The organism is Neisseria leonii (genome assembly GCF_028776105.2).
Taxonomy (GTDB): Bacteria; Pseudomonadota; Gammaproteobacteria; order Burkholderiales; family Neisseriaceae; genus Neisseria; species Neisseria leonii.
The window spans coordinates 1,921,093-1,938,327 of sequence record NZ_CP145606.1 but is presented as its reverse complement, the minus strand read 5'-3'; the positions used below and the strand labels follow the sequence as shown (position 1 = coordinate 1,938,327).

Here is a 17,235-nt window from a genome sequence, read left to right as displayed (position 1 = left end):
ACACATGAAGCAGTTGCCCTACACCTTTTCAGACGGCCTCTCCATCACCCTGCTGCTGTCGCAGCGCGCCAGAAAGCACATCATTCTGCGCCCCAACGATACCCGCAGCCTGCGTATCAGCCACCCGCCCCATCTGTCGCACCCTGCCCTCCTGCGCTGGCTGCACGCCAACGAATCCGCATTGCGCCAAGTCTTGTCCCGCACCCCGTCGCCCCAAGAGCGGCCGTCTGAAATCTACTATCTCGGCCGCAAACTGCCGCTGCATACACACGCCGCCCCCGATGTCCGCATCACCGGAGATGCCGTTTACCTGCCCGAAACCGATTACCCAAGCCGACAGACAGCCCTAACACAGCATTTATATCGTCAGGCAGAGGCCGTCCTACTGCCGCAGCTGAACCGCCACGCCCGCACACTCGACCTGTATCCCGCAAGCATTTCACTAAGCCGCGCAAGCACCTTTTGGGGCGTCTGCCGCCCGAGCGGCATCAAACTCAACTGGCGGCTGATCGGCGCACCCGAATGGGTGAGCGACTATGTCTGCATCCACGAACTGTGCCATCTGCTCCATGCGAACCACAGCGCACAGTTCTGGACGGAAGTAACCCGCCACACCCCGCATAGAGAAACAGCAAAGGCCTGGCTTCGCCGGCAGGGCCGTTTTCTGTTTCTGCCCCAACCGGCCTTAAATATTACTTGGTAGGTCGGATTCTTGAATCCGACACGGGGTGATTGATATTTGAGAATCGAAAGATATTCAGCACCGTGCCGGATACCCGTATCCGACCTACTCCCCCTCCCCCATTCCCCGGTCTGCCATTTCATTTTCCGGGCAAGCCGCCATAAAGCAGCACATAAAAGCAAACCCCCGCACATTGTGCAGGGGTTCTGAATTGGTGTCTGGCGGTGACCTACTTTCACATGGGCATCCACACTATCATCGGCGCTGGTTCGTTTCACGGTCCTGTTCGGGATGGGAAGGCGTGGGACCAAACCGCTATGGCCGCCAGACATAAACTGTACAAACCGGAAAGCCGTTACGCTGTTGCGTTTATTTATTGTTTAATCAACTGGTGATGAAGTATTTCATCAGTAAGCTTAATCTTTGAGCATCAAAGTGCTTCAAATGATAGAGTCAAGCCTCACGGGCAATTAGTATCGGTTAGCTGCACGCGTTGCCGCGCTTCCACACCCGACCTATCAACGTTGTGGTCTACAACGACCCTTCAGGAGGGTTAAACCCTCAGGGAAGTCTCATCTTCAGGCGAGTTTCGCGCTTAGATGCTTTCAGCGCTTATCTCTTCCGAACTTAGCTACCCGGCGATGCGACTGGCGTCACAACCGGTACACCAGAGGTTCGTCCACTCCGGTCCTCTCGTACTAGGAGCAGCCCCCGTCAAACTTCCAACGCCCACTGCAGATAGGGACCAAACTGTCTCACGACGTTTTAAACCCAGCTCACGTACCACTTTAAATGGCGAACAGCCATACCCTTGGGACCGACTACAGCCCCAGGATGTGATGAGCCGACATCGAGGTGCCAAACTCCGCCGTCGATATGGACTCTTGGGCGGAATCAGCCTGTTATCCCCGGAGTACCTTTTATCCGTTGAGCGATGGCCCTTCCATTCAGAACCACCGGATCACTATGTCCTGCTTTCGCACCTGCTCGACTTGTCGGTCTCGCAGTTAAGCTACCTTTTGCCATTGCACTATCAGTCCGATTTCCGACCGGACCTAGGTAACCTTCGAACTCCTCCGTTACGCTTTGGGAGGAGACCGCCCCAGTCAAACTGCCTACCATGCACGGTCCCCGATCCGGATCACGGACCTGGGTTAGAACCTCAAAGCCACCAGGGTGGTATTTCAAGGACGGCTCCACAGAAACTGGCGTCTCTGCTTCAAAGCCTCCCACCTATCCTACACAAGTGACTTCAAAGTCCAATGCAAAGCTACAGTAAAGGTTCACGGGGTCTTTCCGTCTAGCAGCGGGGAGATTGCATCTTCACAACCATTTCAACTTCGCTGAGTCTCGGGAGGAGACAGTGTGGCCATCGTTACGCCATTCGTGCGGGTCGGAACTTACCCGACAAGGAATTTCGCTACCTTAGGACCGTTATAGTTACGGCCGCCGTTTACTGGGGCTTCGATCCGATGCTCTCACATCTTCAATTAACCTTCCAGCACCGGGCAGGCGTCACACCCTATACGTCCACTTTCGTGTTAGCAGAGTGCTGTGTTTTTAATAAACAGTCGCAGCCACCGATTCTCTGCGACCCTCCAACGCTTACACCGCAAGGGCTTAACGTCAAAGGGCATACCTTCTCCCGAAGTTACGGTATCAATTTGCCGAGTTCCTTCTCCCGAGTTCTCTCAAGCGCCTTAGAATTCTCATCCTGCCCACCTGTGTCGGTTTGCGGTACGGTTCTGATTCAACTGAAGCTTAGCGGCTTTTCCTGGAAGCGTGGTATCGGTTGCTTCGTGTCCGTGGACACTCGTCGTCACTTCTCGGTGTTATGAAGACCCGGATTTGCCTAAGTCTTCCACCTACCGGCTTAAACAGACTATTCCAACAGTCTGCCAACCTAACCTTCTCCGTCCCCACATCGCATTGAATCAAAGTACGGGAATATTAACCCGTTTCCCATCGACTACGCATTTCTGCCTCGCCTTAGGGGCCGACTCACCCTACGCCGATGAACGTTGCGTAGGAAACCTTGGGCTTTCGGCGAGCGGGCTTTTCACCCGCTTTATCGCTACTCATGTCAACATTCGCACTTCTGATACCTCCAGCACACTTCTCAATGCACCTTCTACGGCCTACAGAACGCTCCCCTACCATACCTTACGGTATCCGCAGCTTCGGTTACAGATTTGAGCCCCGTTACATCTTCCGCGCAGGACGACTCGACCAGTGAGCTATTACGCTTTCTTTAAATGATGGCTGCTTCTAAGCCAACATCCTGGCTGTCTGGGCCTTCCCACTTCGTTTACCACTTAATCTGTCATTTGGGACCTTAGCTGGCGGTCTGGGTTGTTTCCCTCTCGACACCGGACGTTAGCACCCGATGTCTGTCTCCCGAGGAACAACTTGATGGTATTCTTAGTTTGCCATGGGTTGGTAAGTCGCAATGACCCCCTAGCCATAACAGTGCTTTACCCCCATCAGTCTCTTACTCGAGGCACTACCTAAATAGTTTTCGGGGAGAACCAGCTATCTCCGAGTTTGTTTAGCCTTTCACCCCTATCCACAGCTCATCCCCGCATTTTGCAACATGCGTGGGTTCGGACCTCCAGTGCGTGTTACCGCACCTTCATCCTGGCCATGGATAGATCACTCGGTTTCGGGTCTACACCCAGCAACTATCCGCCCTATTAAGACTCGGTTTCCCTACGCCTCCCCTATCCGGTTAAGCTCGCTACTGAATGTAAGTCGTTGACCCATTATACAAAAGGTACGCAGTCACGGAACAAGTCCGCTCCCACTGTTTGTATGCATCAGGTTTCAGGTTCTGTTTCACTCCCCTCCCGGGGTTCTTTTCGCCTTTCCCTCACGGTACTGGTTCACTATCGGTCGATGATGAGTATTTAGCCTTGGAGGATGGTCCCCCCATCTTCAGACAGGATTTCTCGTGTCCCGCCCTACTTCTCGTATACTCAGTACCACGCTTGAAATTTCGAATACGGGGCTGTCACCCACTATGGCCGAGCTTTCCAACTCGTTCTTCTATTTCAAGCGCTATCGTATACAGGCTCCTCCGCTTTCGCTCGCCACTACTTGCGGAATCTCGGTTGATTTCTTTTCCTCCGGGTACTTAGATGGTTCAGTTCTCCGGGTTCGCTTCGCTAGTCCTATGGATTCAGACCAGGATACACATTGCTGTGTGGGTTTCCCCATTCGGATATCACCGGATCATAGCTCTATTGCCAGCTCCCCGATGCTTTTCGCAGGCTTACACGTCCTTCGTCGCCTATCATCGCCAAGGCATCCACCTGATGCACTTATTCACTTGACTCTATCATTTGAAGAACCTTTCGACTTCGCCTTACCCGGCGTTGACTACCCGGTAAAACTTAAATTCTCTACTCTGATAAAGCTTACTGCTTTGTTGTGAGTAGTTTGTGCCTTTTGTCTTCCACAAACTACTTGATACAATCATCACCCAAATTCTGTTCCGATTTGTTTTACGCCTGAAATACTGTTGCATCAGTATTTCAAACCAAATCAGACAGTGTCTTTGTTTGTTGATTTCGGCTTTCCAATTTGTTAAAGATCGATGCGGTGTTTTTTCAACTTCGCAAATAAAAGCAAGCTGCGCATTCTAGCAGCTTTCTTTGATTTGTAAAGTCTGTATCCGGCAGGCTTGTGGTGGAGGCAAACGGGATCGAACCGATGACCCCCTGCTTGCAAAGCAGGTGCTCTACCAACTGAGCTATGCCCCCAGTGTCTTGCTGTATGATGGTGGGTCTGGTAGGACTTGAACCTACGACCCCACGCTTATCAAGCGTGTGCTCTAACCACCTGAGCTACAAACCCATGTCCTGTAAAGAAACCGGTCATCATCAATGATACTCTTTCAGACGGCCTGCTTCTTCCGCATTCTCTGATTACCGATAAGTGTGGGTGCCCGAGCCTCTTCTTTTCTCTAGAAAGGAGGTGATCCAGCCGCAGGTTCCCCTACGGCTACCTTGTTACGACTTCACCCCAGTCATGAAACATACCGTGGCAAACGGGCCCCTTGCGGTTACCCTATCTGCTTCTGGTATCCCCCACTCCCATGGTGTGACGGGCGGTGTGTACAAGACCCGGGAACGTATTCACCGCAGTATGCTGACCTGCGATTACTAGCGATTCCGACTTCATGCACTCGAGTTGCAGAGTGCAATCCGGACTACGATCGGTTTTGTGGGATTGGCTCCGCCTCGCGGCTTGGCTACCCTCTGTACCGACCATTGTATGACGTGTGAAGCCCTGGTCATAAGGGCCATGAGGACTTGACGTCATCCCCACCTTCCTCCGGTTTGTCACCGGCAGTCTCATTAGAGTGCCCAACCAAATGATGGCAACTAATGACAAGGGTTGCGCTCGTTGCGGGACTTAACCCAACATCTCACGACACGAGCTGACGACAGCCATGCAGCACCTGTGTTACGGCTCCCGAAGGCACAAACTCGTCTCTGAGTTCTTCCGTACATGTCAAGACCAGGTAAGGTTCTTCGCGTTGCATCGAATTAATCCACATCATCCACCGCTTGTGCGGGTCCCCGTCAATTCCTTTGAGTTTTAATCTTGCGACCGTACTCCCCAGGCGGTCGATTTCACGCGTTAGCTACGCTACTAAGGTGTCAAGCACCCCAACAGCTAATCGACATCGTTTAGGGCGTGGACTACCAGGGTATCTAATCCTGTTTGCTACCCACGCTTTCGGGCATGAACGTCAGTGTTATCCCAGGGGGCTGCCTTCGCCATCGGTATTCCTCCACATCTCTACGCATTTCACTGCTACACGTGGAATTCTACCCCCCTCTGACACACTCTAGCCTGCCAGTTCAGAACGCAGTTCCCAGGTTGAGCCCGGGGATTTCACATCCTGCTTAACAAACCGTCTGCGCCCGCTTTACGCCCAGTAATTCCGATTAACGCTCGCACCCTACGTATTACCGCGGCTGCTGGCACGTAGTTAGCCGGTGCTTATTCTTCAGGTACCGTCATGAGGCAACGGTATTAACATCGCCCTTTTCTTCCCTGACAAAAGTCCTTTACAACCCGAAGGCCTTCTTCAGACACGCGGCATGGCTGGATCAGGGTTGCCCCCATTGTCCAAAATTCCCCACTGCTGCCTCCCGTAGGAGTCTGGGCCGTGTCTCAGTCCCAGTGTGGCGGATCATCCTCTCAGACCCGCTACTGATCGTCGCCTTGGTAGGCCTTTACCCCACCAACCAGCTAATCAGATATTGGCCGCTCGAATAACGCGAGGTCCGAAGAGCCCCCGCTTTCTCCCTCAGGACGTATGCGGTATTAGCTAATCTTTCGATTAGTTATCCCCCATTACCCGGTACGTTCCAATATGTTACTCACCCGTTCGCCACTCGCCACCCAAGAAGCAAGCTTCTCTGTGCTGCCGTCCGACTTGCATGTGTAAAGCATGCCGCCAGCGTTCAATCTGAGCCAGGATCAAACTCTTATGTTCAATCTCTAACTTTTTAACTTCTGGTCTGCTTCAAAGAAACCGACAAGGATAAATAAATCTATCCTGTCTGTTTTTGTCGCAGTGTGAGGCTCGCGCACTCACACTTATCGGTAATCTGTTTGTTAAAGAGCAAAGACGATTATTTTAGCACGCAATTTAAAAAAGTCAAAATCTTTTTTCAATCAAACCAAAATAACCCGCCGCAAAGCAGCGAAGACCAAACTATACGCCCCTCCCCTCAAATATGCAAGCACTATATCCGGACTTTTGACCGATATGTGACAGACAATCCGTCAAGTCTCTATTTTATTTGGCTTTTATATGCGCCTTTTGTCTGACTTTTTTGTCGCGCGGCTTTTAGGCACGCTTCGGTAGGGCTGCCCCCGGCGCATAAGGCGGAAACCCGGCGGCTCGGGACAGCCCCTCCGTATGACGGCAAACCTTCCGGCGCTGCCGGCTTGCGGTTTCCAGAACCCCGGCTCTTTATGCTTATTTTTAGAAAGACCTATACTCCGAAAAATCTCCCCTCCAGCAGCCTCTGTGCAGGTTGGTCTGCTATGACTGCCGGATAATCAGGAAATAAGGTAAGAAGGTAAGAAGGTAAGAAGGTAAGAAGGTAAGAAGGTAAGAAAAAGGACTGAAAACAAAATGAAAAAAGAAAATGCCGGATACGGGTATCCGACATACGCATTTTTAAAACCATCCCCACCACCAAAAAAAGAAGCCTGCTTAAATCAAGTATCTATGGCTACTATGGCTTCTTTGCACGGTTTTACGAAATACCGGACTTGTCCGGTATGCGGCCGGATTGTAAAAGACCGCCTGTATTAATGATTCAGACGGCCTTGGGCGATTATTGAACCAATCGGTGCTGTATTACCACTTCACACCGACGCGGGCACCGACACCCCAAACGTTCATGCCGTCAAAGCGGCCGACAACTGTGCTTCTGCCCATCGCCTTGCTGGTGGTTTCTTGGTCTTTATAGCGTTTGTATTGCGCTCCGAGACCGATATCCACATTGTCGTTCACCTGATATTTGCCCAACAGTTGCAGCGTATAACTTCTGTTTGTCGGACCCAGCGGAGAAATAACAGAGCCTGCACCGGTATCATATGTACCAATCACGACACCGGTCAGCTTGTCAGTCAGCTGGCGGCCGACACCGAGCGAGTATTGGAACGAATCTTTTTCGTATGTTACCAAATCGGATTTAGCAACTGTACCGAAGGCTTTCGGGCTGATCTTGAAATTAGACCAGTCGGTCCAACGCACACCGGCCAGCAGCAGGGTCTTAGGCGCAATACCCGTTTGCAGATTGACATTAACCGAACGCGGTATTTTGAGCTCGATGGGGTTGGTACTGTTTAAGGGGCCGGCACTTTCGCGGGCTGCGCCTTTGTATTTGATTTGCGAACGGTAGGTCAATGACGCGCGCAGGGCGATTTCCGGTTTTTCGTATGCCGCGCCGGCAACGTAGCCCCATGCGCCGTCTGTGGGCAGCTCCAGTTTGTAAGTACCGAAAACCGGCACGTTAACTTGGGCATGACCGTCCAAACGCTGATAAGCCGGGCCGCCGAAAACGGTAATGTTTGCAGGGGTTTTATAGGCAGCCAGCGCGGTCAGGTTGTGTACGGTGGCTTTGGCACGCAGGCCGGCCGACACCCCCGCTTTATCGCCATACGCCACATCAATGCCGAAAGGCTGTTCGTATTTCAGGCCGAGAGACAGCGCATCATTGAGCTGGAATTTCCCTTGAAGCGCATAGGCATTGAAGTTGTTGGCAACCGAGCCGGTATCCGCATCGAATTTGCCGGTTTGCGGATTGAGTGCTTTACCCGATATGTCGGGACGGACAAACGAAATACCCGCCTCAACGCGGTTGCCTTTGTCAAAAATAAAATCAGTGGATTGGGGTGTGCGCTCCAATGCGGCGGCCTGTACCAGAATCGGGCTGCCGATCAGCAATGCGGCCACTACTTTACGTTTCATCGTTATTCTCCTTATGGCTGGGTTTTGATACTGCCCTGCGGCAGCGGAATCGGGCAAAGCGGCCGTCTGCACCCGGCGCGGGAACTGCCGCTCTGTTTTCCTGCGGCCTATTTGTACTGATTTTTATCGGTTTCGACAACTATTTTTTACGCAAAATGGCAGTTTGTTTGCAAGTCTGCAACAAAAAAAATGCGCAACCGCGCCGCCGTCCGCACCGAAATGCGGCGGCCTGCGCTTTCAGGCCGCAGTGATAACGGAACGGGTCCGAGCAGGCCGTACAAGGCACAAGGCCGTCTAAAAACGAACTCAAACGGCGTTTCAGACGGCCTGACGGATTGCGGTTTTTTTGCCGCAGACGGATTACCGGTGGTACGGGCGCGACAACTCGTGCACGGCATCGACCAGTATCTTGGCGTGTTCGGGGTCGGCGTGCTGGCTGATGCCGTGGCCGAGATTGAACACATGGCCGCTGCCGCTGCCGTATTCAGCCAAGATGCGGGCGGCCTCGGCGCGTATGGCTTCGGGAGTGCCGAACAGGGCGGACGGATCGAAATTGCCCTGTAAGGCAACCTGCCCGCCCACGCGGCGACGGGCTTCGCCGATGTTGCACGTCCAATCCAAGCCGAGCGCGTCGGCACCGATACCGGCCAGTTTTTCCAGCCACAGACCGCCGCCTTTGGTAAACACAATCAGCGGTACGCGGCGGCCTTCGTTTTCGCGTTTGAGGCCGTCTGAAATCTGTTTCATATAGCGCAGGCTGAATGCTTCGAAAGCCGCGTCGCTCAATACGCCGCCCCATGTGTCGAAAATCTGCACGGCCTGCGCGCCTGCGTCGATTTGGGCGTTGAGGTAGGCGGTAACGGCCTGTGCGTTGACATCTAAGATTTTGTGCAAAAGTTCGGGGCGCGAATACATCATGGTTTTGATGGTGCGGAATTCTTTGCTGCCGGCCCCTTCTACCATATAGCAGGCAAGCGTAAACGGGCTGCCGGAAAAGCCGATGAGCGGCACGCGGCCGTCCAGCGCACGGCGGATGGACGCTACCGCATCAAATACATATTGCAGCGTTGCCATATCGGGTACGGCCAGTTTGGCGATGTCGGCTTCGTGTTGCAGCGGCCGTTCGAATTTCGGCCCTTCGCCCTCGGCGAAATACAGACCCAACCCCATGGCGTCGGGGACAGTGAGAATGTCGGAAAACAGAATGGCCGCGTCCAAATCGAATCGTTCCAGCGGCTGAATGGTTACTTCGGTGGCCAGTTCGGTGTTTTTGCACAAATCGAGAAAACTGCCGGCGCGCGCGCGGGTGGCCTGATATTCGGGCAGATAGCGGCCGGCCTGCCGCATCATCCAGATTGGTGTATATTCGACCGGTTCTTTGAGCAGGGCGCGCAGGAAAGTATCGTTTTGCAGCGGCTTCATTCGGCATTCTCTCTTTGTCGGATTATTCGGCGGCACGATGATAGCACAAAGCACCCGAAACCGCAGGGCACGCCCGCAGCAGCGGAGACGGTGTTTATTCTCCGGCGCAATATTTGGTATACTTCATGCCTGTTGATACACCCCGCAAAGGATTTCCATGATGCAGACCATCATACTGTCCGTACACGGCATGACATGCAGCGGCTGTTCGGCCGCCGTTGCCCGTGTTTTGACGGACATTGCCGGTGTGCGGCACGCCGATGTCGATTTGGCGCGGCATCTGGCGACGGTCGAATTTGATCCTGCCGCCGTATCGCCGCAGATACTGATCGAAGCGGTGGAAGCGGCGGGTTTTGATGCCGCCGTACAGTAAAACCCGCCGGGCAAACGCCCGGCGGATTCAGACGGCCTGACCTTGCGGCGGCACGCCGAAACCTCTGTCCACATGACAGATTGCCAAACATTATTCTGCACTGTTTGGCTTGATGATCATGCCGGATTGGAAAAACCGGCCTACCCGGGCTGCGGCGGCACGTTATACAGACTCTAAAATCTTTTATCGCACCACAAACCATATTCCGGCACGGAGGAAAGAAAATATGGCATTACAAGCTGTCGGTTTGGATAAGTTTTATCGGCTGATCAATCACGGACCGACCGTCATGGTATCTGCCAAAAACGGCGGTGTGGCAAATGTGATGTCTGCCGCTTGGGCGTGTGTGGTGGATTATCTGCCCAATCCCAAAGTGTCGGTTATTTTGGATAAGGCGGCATTTACCCGCCGTTTGATTGAACAAAGCGGCTATTTTGCTCTGCAAGTGCCGTTTGCCAAACAGGCAAAACTGGTGGTGGCAATGGGCGAGAGTCGCCATGACAACCCCAACAAGCTCACAGATAACGGCGTGGAGCTGTTTTATGCCGACGGGTTTGATATTCCGCTGGTGGCGGAATGCTCTGCCTATATTTTATGCAGACTTATTGCCGAGCCGCACAACCACGAAAGACATGATTTATTTATCGGTGAGGTATTGGCTGCATTTGCCGACGACCGTGTCTTTCAAGATGGCCGCTGGCAGTTTGACAGTGTGCCTGACGAGCTGCACAATCTGCATTATGTGGCAGGCGGGCAGTTTTATATCACAGGCAAAGGCTTGAAAGTGGATAAGGTTTTGCCGTTTTAATCCGGCAGACAGACATCGGCTCTGATGCCGTCTGAAAGCGTGTACCGACTTTTATCCATACCGGTTTATCCACTGATGCCATGCCGTCAAGGCCGTCTGCAAAACGCCAGCAACAACTGTTTGCCGGCCATCTCTCCCTGTTCTTCTCCCGTTTCCCGCCATGCGCCACACCGTCCGTTTCCGAATCCGCGGCATGACCTGCCAAGCCTGTGCGGCACGCATTGAAAAAGTGCTGAACAAAAAAGATTTTGTTTACCGCGCCGATGTCAGTTTCGCCGCCGAAGAAGCCAAAATCGAATTTGACGCCGCCGCTGCCGACGAGCACACATTACGGGACATTATCCGCAAAAGCGGTTTTGATGCCGAACCGGCCGCCGCACCGCCCGATCATGAAACGGCCGCACCGCCGCTGCGCCTGTGGCTGCTGCTGGCGTTGTGGCTGCCGTTTCTGCCCGGCATGATGGCCATGTTCTCCGGCGGCCATCAATGGATGCTGCCGCCGTTTTGGCAATGGCTGATGGCCAGCGCGGTACAGTTCGGCTTCGCGATACCGTTTTACCGCAGCGCATGGGCGGCGGTGAAAAACGGGGCGGCCAATATGGACGTGCTGGTCAGTATCGGTACTGTGGTGATTTACGCCTACTCGCTGGCGGCATGGCTCGGCGGCAACGGGCATCAGCTGTATTTTGAAACAGGCGTGATGATTATCGGCTTGGTTTCGCTGGGCAAATATCTGGAACAGCGCGCCAAACGTGTCGGGCTGAACAGCTTGGGGCTGCTGCTCACGCTGACCCCGCCCGAAGCGGAGGTCAAACGCAGCGGCACTTGGCAGCGGCTGCCTGTCGGCGAAGTTCAAACCGGCGATTGGCTGCGTGTCCACAGCGGCGGGCGCATTGCGGCCGACGGCACCGTTATCGAAGGCGGCGGCTGGTGCGACGAAAGCCATCTGACGGGCGAGCCGCTGCCCGCCGAAAAAAACGCGGGCAGCCGCGTGCTGGCGGGCGCGCTGCTGAATGACGGCAGTTTGATTTACCGTGCCGAACAGTTGGGCAGCCAAACCCTGCTGGGCGATTTGGCCGCCGTGCTGGCGGAAGCGCAAAACAGCAAAGCACCGGTGGCACGTTTGGCCGACCGCGCTGCGGCTGTGTTCGTGCCCGCCGTGCTGCTGATTGCGCTGGCCACCTTTATTCTGACTTTCCTGTTGCGCCAAGACATCACGCCTGCGGTGATGAACGCTGCTGCCGTTCTCGTTATCGCCTGCCCGTGCGCACTGGGGCTGGCGACACCGGCCGCCGTGATGGCGGGCATGGGCAAAGCCGCAGCGGCGGGCGTATGGTTTAAAGATGCGCCCGCACTCGAAGCCGCAGGACGCATCGATACCGTCGTACTCGACAAAACCGGCACGCTCACCGAAGGCCGCCCGCAACTGACCGGTTGGCGGTGTGCAGACGGCATCGGCGAAACCGAACTGTTTCAGACGGCCGCCTCACTGGAAGCCCATTCGGCACACCCGCTGGCGCGCGCCCTGACCGCCGCAGCTGCCGAACGGGGCATTCCCCTGCTGCCCGCGGATCAGATACACACCGAAGCGGGCGCGGGCATCAGCGGCCGGGTGGCCGGTTGGGGCGAAGTGCGCGTCGGCACACCCGCTTTCTGCGGCCTGCCGCTGACCGATTGTCAAGACGACACTTGGGCGCGCGCCGCCATCGCAGCCGTATCGGCCGACGGCCGTCCTTTGGGCGCGCTGGCTCTGGCCGACACCCTGAAACCCGACAGCGCGGCGGCGGTAGGCCGTCTGAAAAAACAGGGGTTTGACATTTATCTGATGAGTGGCGACCGCCAAACCGCTGCGGCCGAAACCGCCGCACAGGCAGGCATCACGCAGGTTCTGGGCGGCATGACACCGCGCGGCAAGGCCGATGCCGTACGCCGTCTGCAAGCACAAGGGCGGCGGGTCGCCATGATCGGCGACGGCATCAACGATGCGCCCGCACTGACCGCTGCCGATGCGGGATTTGCCTTCTACGACGGCAGCGGCATTGCCGTCCACAGCGCCTCGGCCACCCTGATGCGTCCGTCGCTGCATCAGGCGGCCGACGCGCTGCTGATTGCCCGCGCCACACTGCGCACCATACGCCAAAACCTGTTTTTCGCTTTCATTTACAACATCATCGCCATTCCGCTGGCCGCGTTGGGCTGGCTCAACCCGATGGTGGCCGCCGCCGCCATGTCGCTCAGTTCGCTGTCCGTCATTGCCAACGCCCTGCGCCTGAAACACCGCCGCATCGGATAAGGCCTGCTGCTCAAACTGAAACGCTTTTCCGATGCGGAGGCCGTCTGTATCGGCTACGAGCCGCTGATGCACAACGGCAATGAAGCCGAAACCGACGAGCTGGGCTATACTAAACGCAGCAGCAGGAAAGAAGGTCTGGTCGAAACCGAAACACTCGGCTGCCTGATTGCCGAAACCGAAAACGGAATCCGTTTCAAAATCGGCACAGGTTTCACGGCCGCACACCGCGAACAGCTGTGGGCGGAGCGCGACAGACTGATAGGCCGGGTCATCAGATACAAATTTTTCAACATCGGGATAAAGGAAGCCCCGCGCCACCCCGTATGGCTCGGCTTCCGCCACACCGACGATACGGACGGAGATTGAGAATGGAAAAGGAAAAACCTGAAAAAGTCAGTTTTCGGGAACTGATGCGGATGGAAAAGGAAAAACTGGAAAAACAGGAAAGAACCGGAAAGGACGTACTTCGGGAGCTGTTGCAGTATATGCCGATGGGTGTTGGCAGTACCCTGGTCGTACTCAGTCTTTTTACGAAAGACATCCCTTTCGGTGATGCCGTTACGGTCTTCATCCTCGGATTCTTTATGACGTTCTTTCTCGGCCTTCGCGGGTCAAACCGCGACCTGCTACTGGCCAAGGAAGCCAAATTGAAGGATAAAGCCGAGCAACTGGAAGCCGAACGTCAGGAACTGGAAACCGAACGTCAGAAACTGGAAGCGGAAAGGCAGGAGTTGGAAGCCGAGCGGCAGCGTCTGGAAACCTATGTGGAAGAAGCCCGGAAGAAAGACGAAGCCATGTGGCACAAGTGGCGGGACGACTGCGAAGCCGCATGGAAGAAATGGGTAGACAATTGCGGGGCCTCATTGGAGGAGCGCGATGCCCGGAATCAGGAGACAATAACCGCATGGGAAGAAAGCAATGCCAAATGGAGGAAGGCGGTAGAGGCTTGTGAAGCCCAAATCAAGCTTCTGCAAGAATCCCTGCAAGAGTCGGAAAACGAAAACCGGGCCCTGAGGGAAAAGATACGGAAGTATGAAGAGTTCGTGGATACGGGTAACGATGTAACTGCCTACCACGAACATAAAGCAGAACGGCTGAAACAGGAAATGGCACAGGAAATAGCGCAGCTGAAACAGGAACTCGGAGAGACCCGCGACAAAGTCGACATACTGCAAATGAAATTAGATCAATCGAAATAACCTTATTGATGATGAACAGCAGCGTTACCGTTAAGCGGAAACGCTGCTGTTTTATCGGCTGCCGCACGGCAGATACCTGCAGCCGGCATACCGTTGTCCGATTCCAATCCGGGCTGCGGTTGGCGGAACGGCAGATTTCAGACGGCCTGCTGTTTACAGCCGCACTTCGATACCTGCCGCCTGCATCGCCAGCTTGGCTTCGCGGATACCCACTTCGCCGAAATGGAAAATACTGGCCGCCAAAACGGCATCGGCCAAACCTTCTTTCACACCGTCCACCAAATGCTGCACATTGCCCACGCCGCCCGATGCAATCACGGGAATATCGACGGCTTGGCTGACCGCTCGGGTCAGCGGCAGATTGAAGCCTGTTTTGGTGCCGTCCCTGTCCATGCTGGTAAGCAGGATTTCGCCCGCACCGCACGCCTGCATATTGCGCGCCCAGTCCACCGCGTCCAGCCCCGTGGCATGGCGCCCGCCGTGGGTAAACACTTCCCAGCGGGAGTTGTCTGCATTGACAGCTTTGGCATCGACCGCCACCACAATCGCCTGCGAACCGAAAAAACCCGCAGCTTCGTCCACCAATTCGGGACGGGTCACCGCTGCCGTGTTGATGCTCACTTTGTCGGCACCGGCATTGAGCAGGCGGCGCACATCGGCCACCGTGCGCACGCCGCCGCCGACGGTCAGCGGGATAAACACCTGCGAGGCCACCTGCTCGATGACGTGCAGAATGGTATCGCGGTTGTCGCTGCTGGCGGTGATGTCGAGAAAGGTCAATTCGTCGGCACCTTCGTCGTTGTAGCGTTTGGCCACATCGACCGGATTGCCCGCATCGCGCAGGCCGACAAAGTTCACGCCTTTGACCACGCGGCCGTTATCGACGTCCAAACAGGGAATAATGCGTTTTGCCAATGCCATATTTCAATACCGTGCCGGATAGGGTTTCAGACGGCCTCAAACCGTTTCTGCAAAAATGGCGGCGCGTTACGCCCGCCCCAATTGGTCGGCCAGCTCCTGCGCCGTTTTAAAGTCGATGCTGCCTTCATAAATCGCACGGCCGGTAATCGCACCGGCAATGCCGCTGTGTTCGGCCGCGCACAGGGCGCGGATGTCGTCCAAACTACTCAACCCGCCCGAAGCGATAATCGGAATGCGCACCGCTTCGGCCAGCTTTTGCGTGGCTTCGATATTCACGCCGCTCATCATGCCGTCGCGGCCGATGTCGGTATAAATGATGCTGTTGACCCCGTCGTCTTCAAAACGGCGGCTCAAATCGATGACATGATGCTCCGTTACCGTGGCCCAACCGTCCACCGCCACCATGCCGTCTTTGGCATCGAGGCCGACAATGATACGGCCGGGAAATTCGCGGCAGGCTTCGCGCACAAACGCGGGATTTTTTACCGCCGCCGTGCCGATAATCACGTCCCGCAAGCCCAAATCTAGGTATTTTTCCACCGTGGCCAAATCGCGGATACCGCCGCCCAACTGCACGGGAATATGCGCCGCCACTTCGGCCAGAATCTCGCGGATAGCGGGAAAGTTTTTCGGTTCGCCGGCAAATGCACCGTCCAAATCCACCAGATGCAGGCGGCGCGCACCTTGTGCATACCAATGCGCGGCCGTCTGTGCGGGGTGGTCGGAAAATACGGTGGCCTCGTCCATCAGGCCCTGTTTCAGGCGCACACAGCGGCCGTCTTTCAAATCGATCGCGGGAATCAGCAGCATCTTTTTTTCTCTATTGTCTGGGTTGGGGGAAAACGGATTGTACACAAGCGTGCGGCGGCTAGGGCCGCCAGTTCAGAAAGTTTTGCAGCAGGCGCAAACCCGCCAGATGGCTTTTTTCGGTGTGAAACTGGGTGGCAAACACATTGTCCCGCGCCACCGCGCAGGCGAACGGCTCGGGATAATCGCTCTCGCCCACCACAATCCGTGCATCTTGCGGCGCGAAATAATAGCTGTGGACAAAGTAAAAACGTTCGCCGTCGCCAATGCCGTCAAACAGCGGGTGCGGGCGGGTTTGGCGGACGCGGTTCCAACCCATGTGCGGCACTTTCAACTTGTTGCCCGCCCCGTCGGCCAGACCGGCGGCAAACCGTTTCACCTGTCCGCCAAACCAAGCCAAACCGTCGGTATCGCCCTCTTCACTCCGCTCGAACAACAGCTGCGCGCCCACGCAAATGCCGAAAAACGGCTTGTTTTTCAAGCCTTCGGTCAGGGCTTCGCCCAAACCGCTGCGCGAGAGTGCGGCCATACAGTCGGGCATCGCGCCTTGTCCGGGGAAAACGATTTTATCGGCCGAGGCCACGTCTTCCGCCCGCGCCGTCAATATAATGTCCGCCTGCAAACCCGCATTCTGCCGAGCCGCCTGCACCGATTTGAACACCGAATGCAGATTGCCCATGCCGTAATCCACCACAGCCACTTTCATCTTGCGCTTCCCGTATGAAAAAGGCCGTCTGAAAACAGGCGGCCGAAAGCATTGTTCCCTGTTATTTCTTCAAAGCATCGCGGATTTCGCGCAGCAGCAGAACATCTTCGCCCGGCTCTTCCGCAGTCTCCGCCACTTCTTCTTTTCGTTTCAAGGCATTGAGGGCTTTGACCACGGCAAAAATGGCAGCTGCGATAATCAGAAAGCTGATAACGCTGTTGATAAACAGGCCGACATTGACCGTAACCGCACCGGCGGCTTTGGCCGCTTCCAATGTAGCATAACCGGCCTCAGGCGCGGGAACGCCGTCTTTGAGCGTCAGAAACAGGTTGGAGAAGTCCACACCGCCCAGCAGCAGGCCGATCGGCGGCATAATTACATCGTCCACCAGCGATTTCACGATGCCGGAAAACGCCGTACCCACCACCATACCGACGGCCAGATCGACCACGTTGCCGCGCATGATGAAATCTTTAAATTCTTGTTTGATTGACATAATCTTTCCTAAAAATGTGAAACGGGC

12 protein-coding genes, 2 tRNA genes and 3 rRNA genes are annotated in these 17,235 nt (G+C 55.3%); 6 read left to right on the top strand and 11 right to left on the bottom strand.

Features of this window, described 5'->3' with window-relative positions; translation table 11 throughout:
- Positions 1–4: 4 nt before the first annotated feature.
- Positions 5–703 carry a M48 family metallopeptidase gene (locus ORY85_RS09330; protein ID WP_274570985.1) on the top strand — a complete coding sequence of 233 codons (699 nt, stop codon included), beginning with the start codon at positions 5–7 and terminating at the stop codon, positions 701–703.
- Between the two features lie 195 nt (positions 704–898).
- Here ORY85_RS09330 and rrf read toward each other — a convergent pair.
- The 7 genes from rrf to hemE form a co-directional block, all read right to left on the bottom strand.
- Positions 899–1,011, bottom strand: a 5S ribosomal RNA gene (gene rrf / locus ORY85_RS09325).
- Positions 1,012–1,131: 120 nt separating this feature from the next.
- Positions 1,132–4,016: ribosomal RNA gene (locus tag ORY85_RS09320) — 23S ribosomal RNA — on the bottom strand.
- Positions 4,017–4,367: 351 nt separating this feature from the next.
- Positions 4,368–4,443: transfer RNA gene (locus ORY85_RS09315), tRNA-Ala, on the bottom strand.
- Between the two features lie 17 nt (positions 4,444–4,460).
- Positions 4,461–4,537 (bottom strand) — tRNA-Ile (locus tag ORY85_RS09310).
- Between the two features lie 113 nt (positions 4,538–4,650).
- Positions 4,651–6,191 (bottom strand): 16S ribosomal RNA (locus tag ORY85_RS09305).
- The 16S, 23S and 5S rRNA genes sit together here with 2 tRNA genes alongside, the layout of an rRNA operon.
- 876 nt (positions 6,192–7,067) lie before the next feature.
- Positions 7,068–8,183, bottom strand: coding sequence for an OmpP1/FadL family transporter (locus tag ORY85_RS09300; protein ID WP_274571761.1), 1,116 nt, complete (start codon positions 8,181–8,183; stop codon positions 7,068–7,070).
- A 360-nt stretch (positions 8,184–8,543) separates the two neighbouring features.
- Positions 8,544–9,605 (bottom strand): uroporphyrinogen decarboxylase, encoded by a 1,062-nt coding sequence (gene hemE / locus ORY85_RS09295; protein ID WP_274571762.1) that lies wholly within the window; start codon positions 9,603–9,605, stop codon positions 8,544–8,546.
- A 157-nt stretch (positions 9,606–9,762) separates the two neighbouring features.
- On the opposite strand from hemE, the gene ORY85_RS09290 reads away from it, so the two are divergent.
- From ORY85_RS09290 to ORY85_RS09270, 5 genes are all read left to right on the top strand, one after another.
- The gene (locus ORY85_RS09290) at positions 9,763–9,978 is read left to right on the top strand and encodes a heavy metal-associated domain-containing protein (RefSeq protein ID WP_338578025.1); all 216 of its coding nucleotides are present in this window, start codon (positions 9,763–9,765) and stop codon (positions 9,976–9,978) included.
- A 226-nt stretch (positions 9,979–10,204) separates the two neighbouring features.
- Positions 10,205–10,786 (top strand): flavin reductase family protein, encoded by a 582-nt coding sequence (locus ORY85_RS09285; RefSeq protein WP_274571763.1) that lies wholly within the window; start codon positions 10,205–10,207, stop codon positions 10,784–10,786.
- A gap of 160 nt (positions 10,787–10,946) precedes the next feature.
- Complete coding sequence (locus ORY85_RS09280) at positions 10,947–13,079, top strand: cation-translocating P-type ATPase (protein WP_274571764.1); 2,133 nt, start codon at positions 10,947–10,949, stop codon at positions 13,077–13,079.
- Between the two features lie 66 nt (positions 13,080–13,145).
- Positions 13,146–13,445, top strand: a complete 300-nt coding sequence (locus tag ORY85_RS09275; RefSeq protein WP_274571765.1) for a hypothetical protein — start codon at positions 13,146–13,148, stop codon at positions 13,443–13,445.
- A gap of 2 nt (positions 13,446–13,447) precedes the next feature.
- Positions 13,448–14,278 carry a hypothetical protein gene (locus ORY85_RS09270; RefSeq protein WP_274571766.1) on the top strand — a complete coding sequence of 277 codons (831 nt, stop codon included), beginning with the start codon at positions 13,448–13,450 and terminating at the stop codon, positions 14,276–14,278.
- A gap of 153 nt (positions 14,279–14,431) precedes the next feature.
- Here ORY85_RS09270 and hisF read toward each other — a convergent pair whose 3' ends face one another.
- The 4 genes from hisF to mscL all read right to left on the bottom strand — a co-directional run bounded on the left by hisF (position 14,432) and on the right by mscL (position 17,208).
- A complete protein-coding gene (gene hisF, locus ORY85_RS09265; protein ID WP_274571767.1) occupies positions 14,432–15,199 on the bottom strand; it encodes an imidazole glycerol phosphate synthase subunit HisF in 768 nt (255 codons plus the stop codon).
- Positions 15,200–15,265: 66 nt separating this feature from the next.
- Positions 15,266–16,009: a 1-(5-phosphoribosyl)-5-[(5-phosphoribosylamino)methylideneamino]imidazole-4-carboxamide isomerase gene (gene hisA, locus ORY85_RS09260; RefSeq protein ID WP_274571768.1), complete on the bottom strand. Its 744-nt coding sequence runs from the start codon at positions 16,007–16,009 to the stop codon at positions 15,266–15,268.
- Positions 16,010–16,067: 58 nt separating this feature from the next.
- The gene (gene hisH, locus ORY85_RS09255) at positions 16,068–16,712 is read right to left on the bottom strand and encodes an imidazole glycerol phosphate synthase subunit HisH (protein ID WP_274571769.1); all 645 of its coding nucleotides are present in this window, start codon (positions 16,710–16,712) and stop codon (positions 16,068–16,070) included.
- Positions 16,713–16,773: 61 nt separating this feature from the next.
- A complete protein-coding gene (mscL, locus tag ORY85_RS09250; RefSeq protein WP_274571770.1) occupies positions 16,774–17,208 on the bottom strand; it encodes a large conductance mechanosensitive channel protein MscL in 435 nt (144 codons plus the stop codon).
- Positions 17,209–17,235 lie beyond the last annotated feature (27 nt).

Excerpts from the sequence above, each read along its gene's own strand:
- hisF (WP_274571767.1), bottom strand. The coding sequence starts at position 15,199 with ATGGCATTGGCAAAACGCATTATTCCCTGTTTGGACGTCGATAACGGC.
- mscL (WP_274571770.1), bottom strand. The coding sequence starts at position 17,208 with ATGTCAATCAAACAAGAATTTAAAGATTTCATCATGCGCGGCAACGTG.
- ORY85_RS09290 (WP_338578025.1), top strand. The coding sequence starts at position 9,763 with ATGATGCAGACCATCATACTGTCCGTACACGGCATGACATGCAGCGGC.
- hisA (WP_274571768.1), bottom strand. The coding sequence starts at position 16,009 with ATGCTGCTGATTCCCGCGATCGATTTGAAAGACGGCCGCTGTGTGCGC.
- ORY85_RS09330 (WP_274570985.1), top strand. The coding sequence starts at position 5 with ATGAAGCAGTTGCCCTACACCTTTTCAGACGGCCTCTCCATCACCCTG.
- hisH (WP_274571769.1), bottom strand. The coding sequence starts at position 16,712 with ATGAAAGTGGCTGTGGTGGATTACGGCATGGGCAATCTGCATTCGGTG.
- ORY85_RS09270 (WP_274571766.1), top strand. The coding sequence starts at position 13,448 with ATGGAAAAGGAAAAACCTGAAAAAGTCAGTTTTCGGGAACTGATGCGG.
- ORY85_RS09300 (WP_274571761.1), bottom strand. The coding sequence starts at position 8,183 with ATGAAACGTAAAGTAGTGGCCGCATTGCTGATCGGCAGCCCGATTCTG.
- ORY85_RS09280 (WP_274571764.1), top strand. The coding sequence starts at position 10,947 with ATGCGCCACACCGTCCGTTTCCGAATCCGCGGCATGACCTGCCAAGCC.
- ORY85_RS09275 (WP_274571765.1), top strand. The coding sequence starts at position 13,146 with ATGCACAACGGCAATGAAGCCGAAACCGACGAGCTGGGCTATACTAAA.
- ORY85_RS09285 (WP_274571763.1), top strand. The coding sequence starts at position 10,205 with ATGGCATTACAAGCTGTCGGTTTGGATAAGTTTTATCGGCTGATCAAT.
- hemE (WP_274571762.1), bottom strand. The coding sequence starts at position 9,605 with ATGAAGCCGCTGCAAAACGATACTTTCCTGCGCGCCCTGCTCAAAGAA.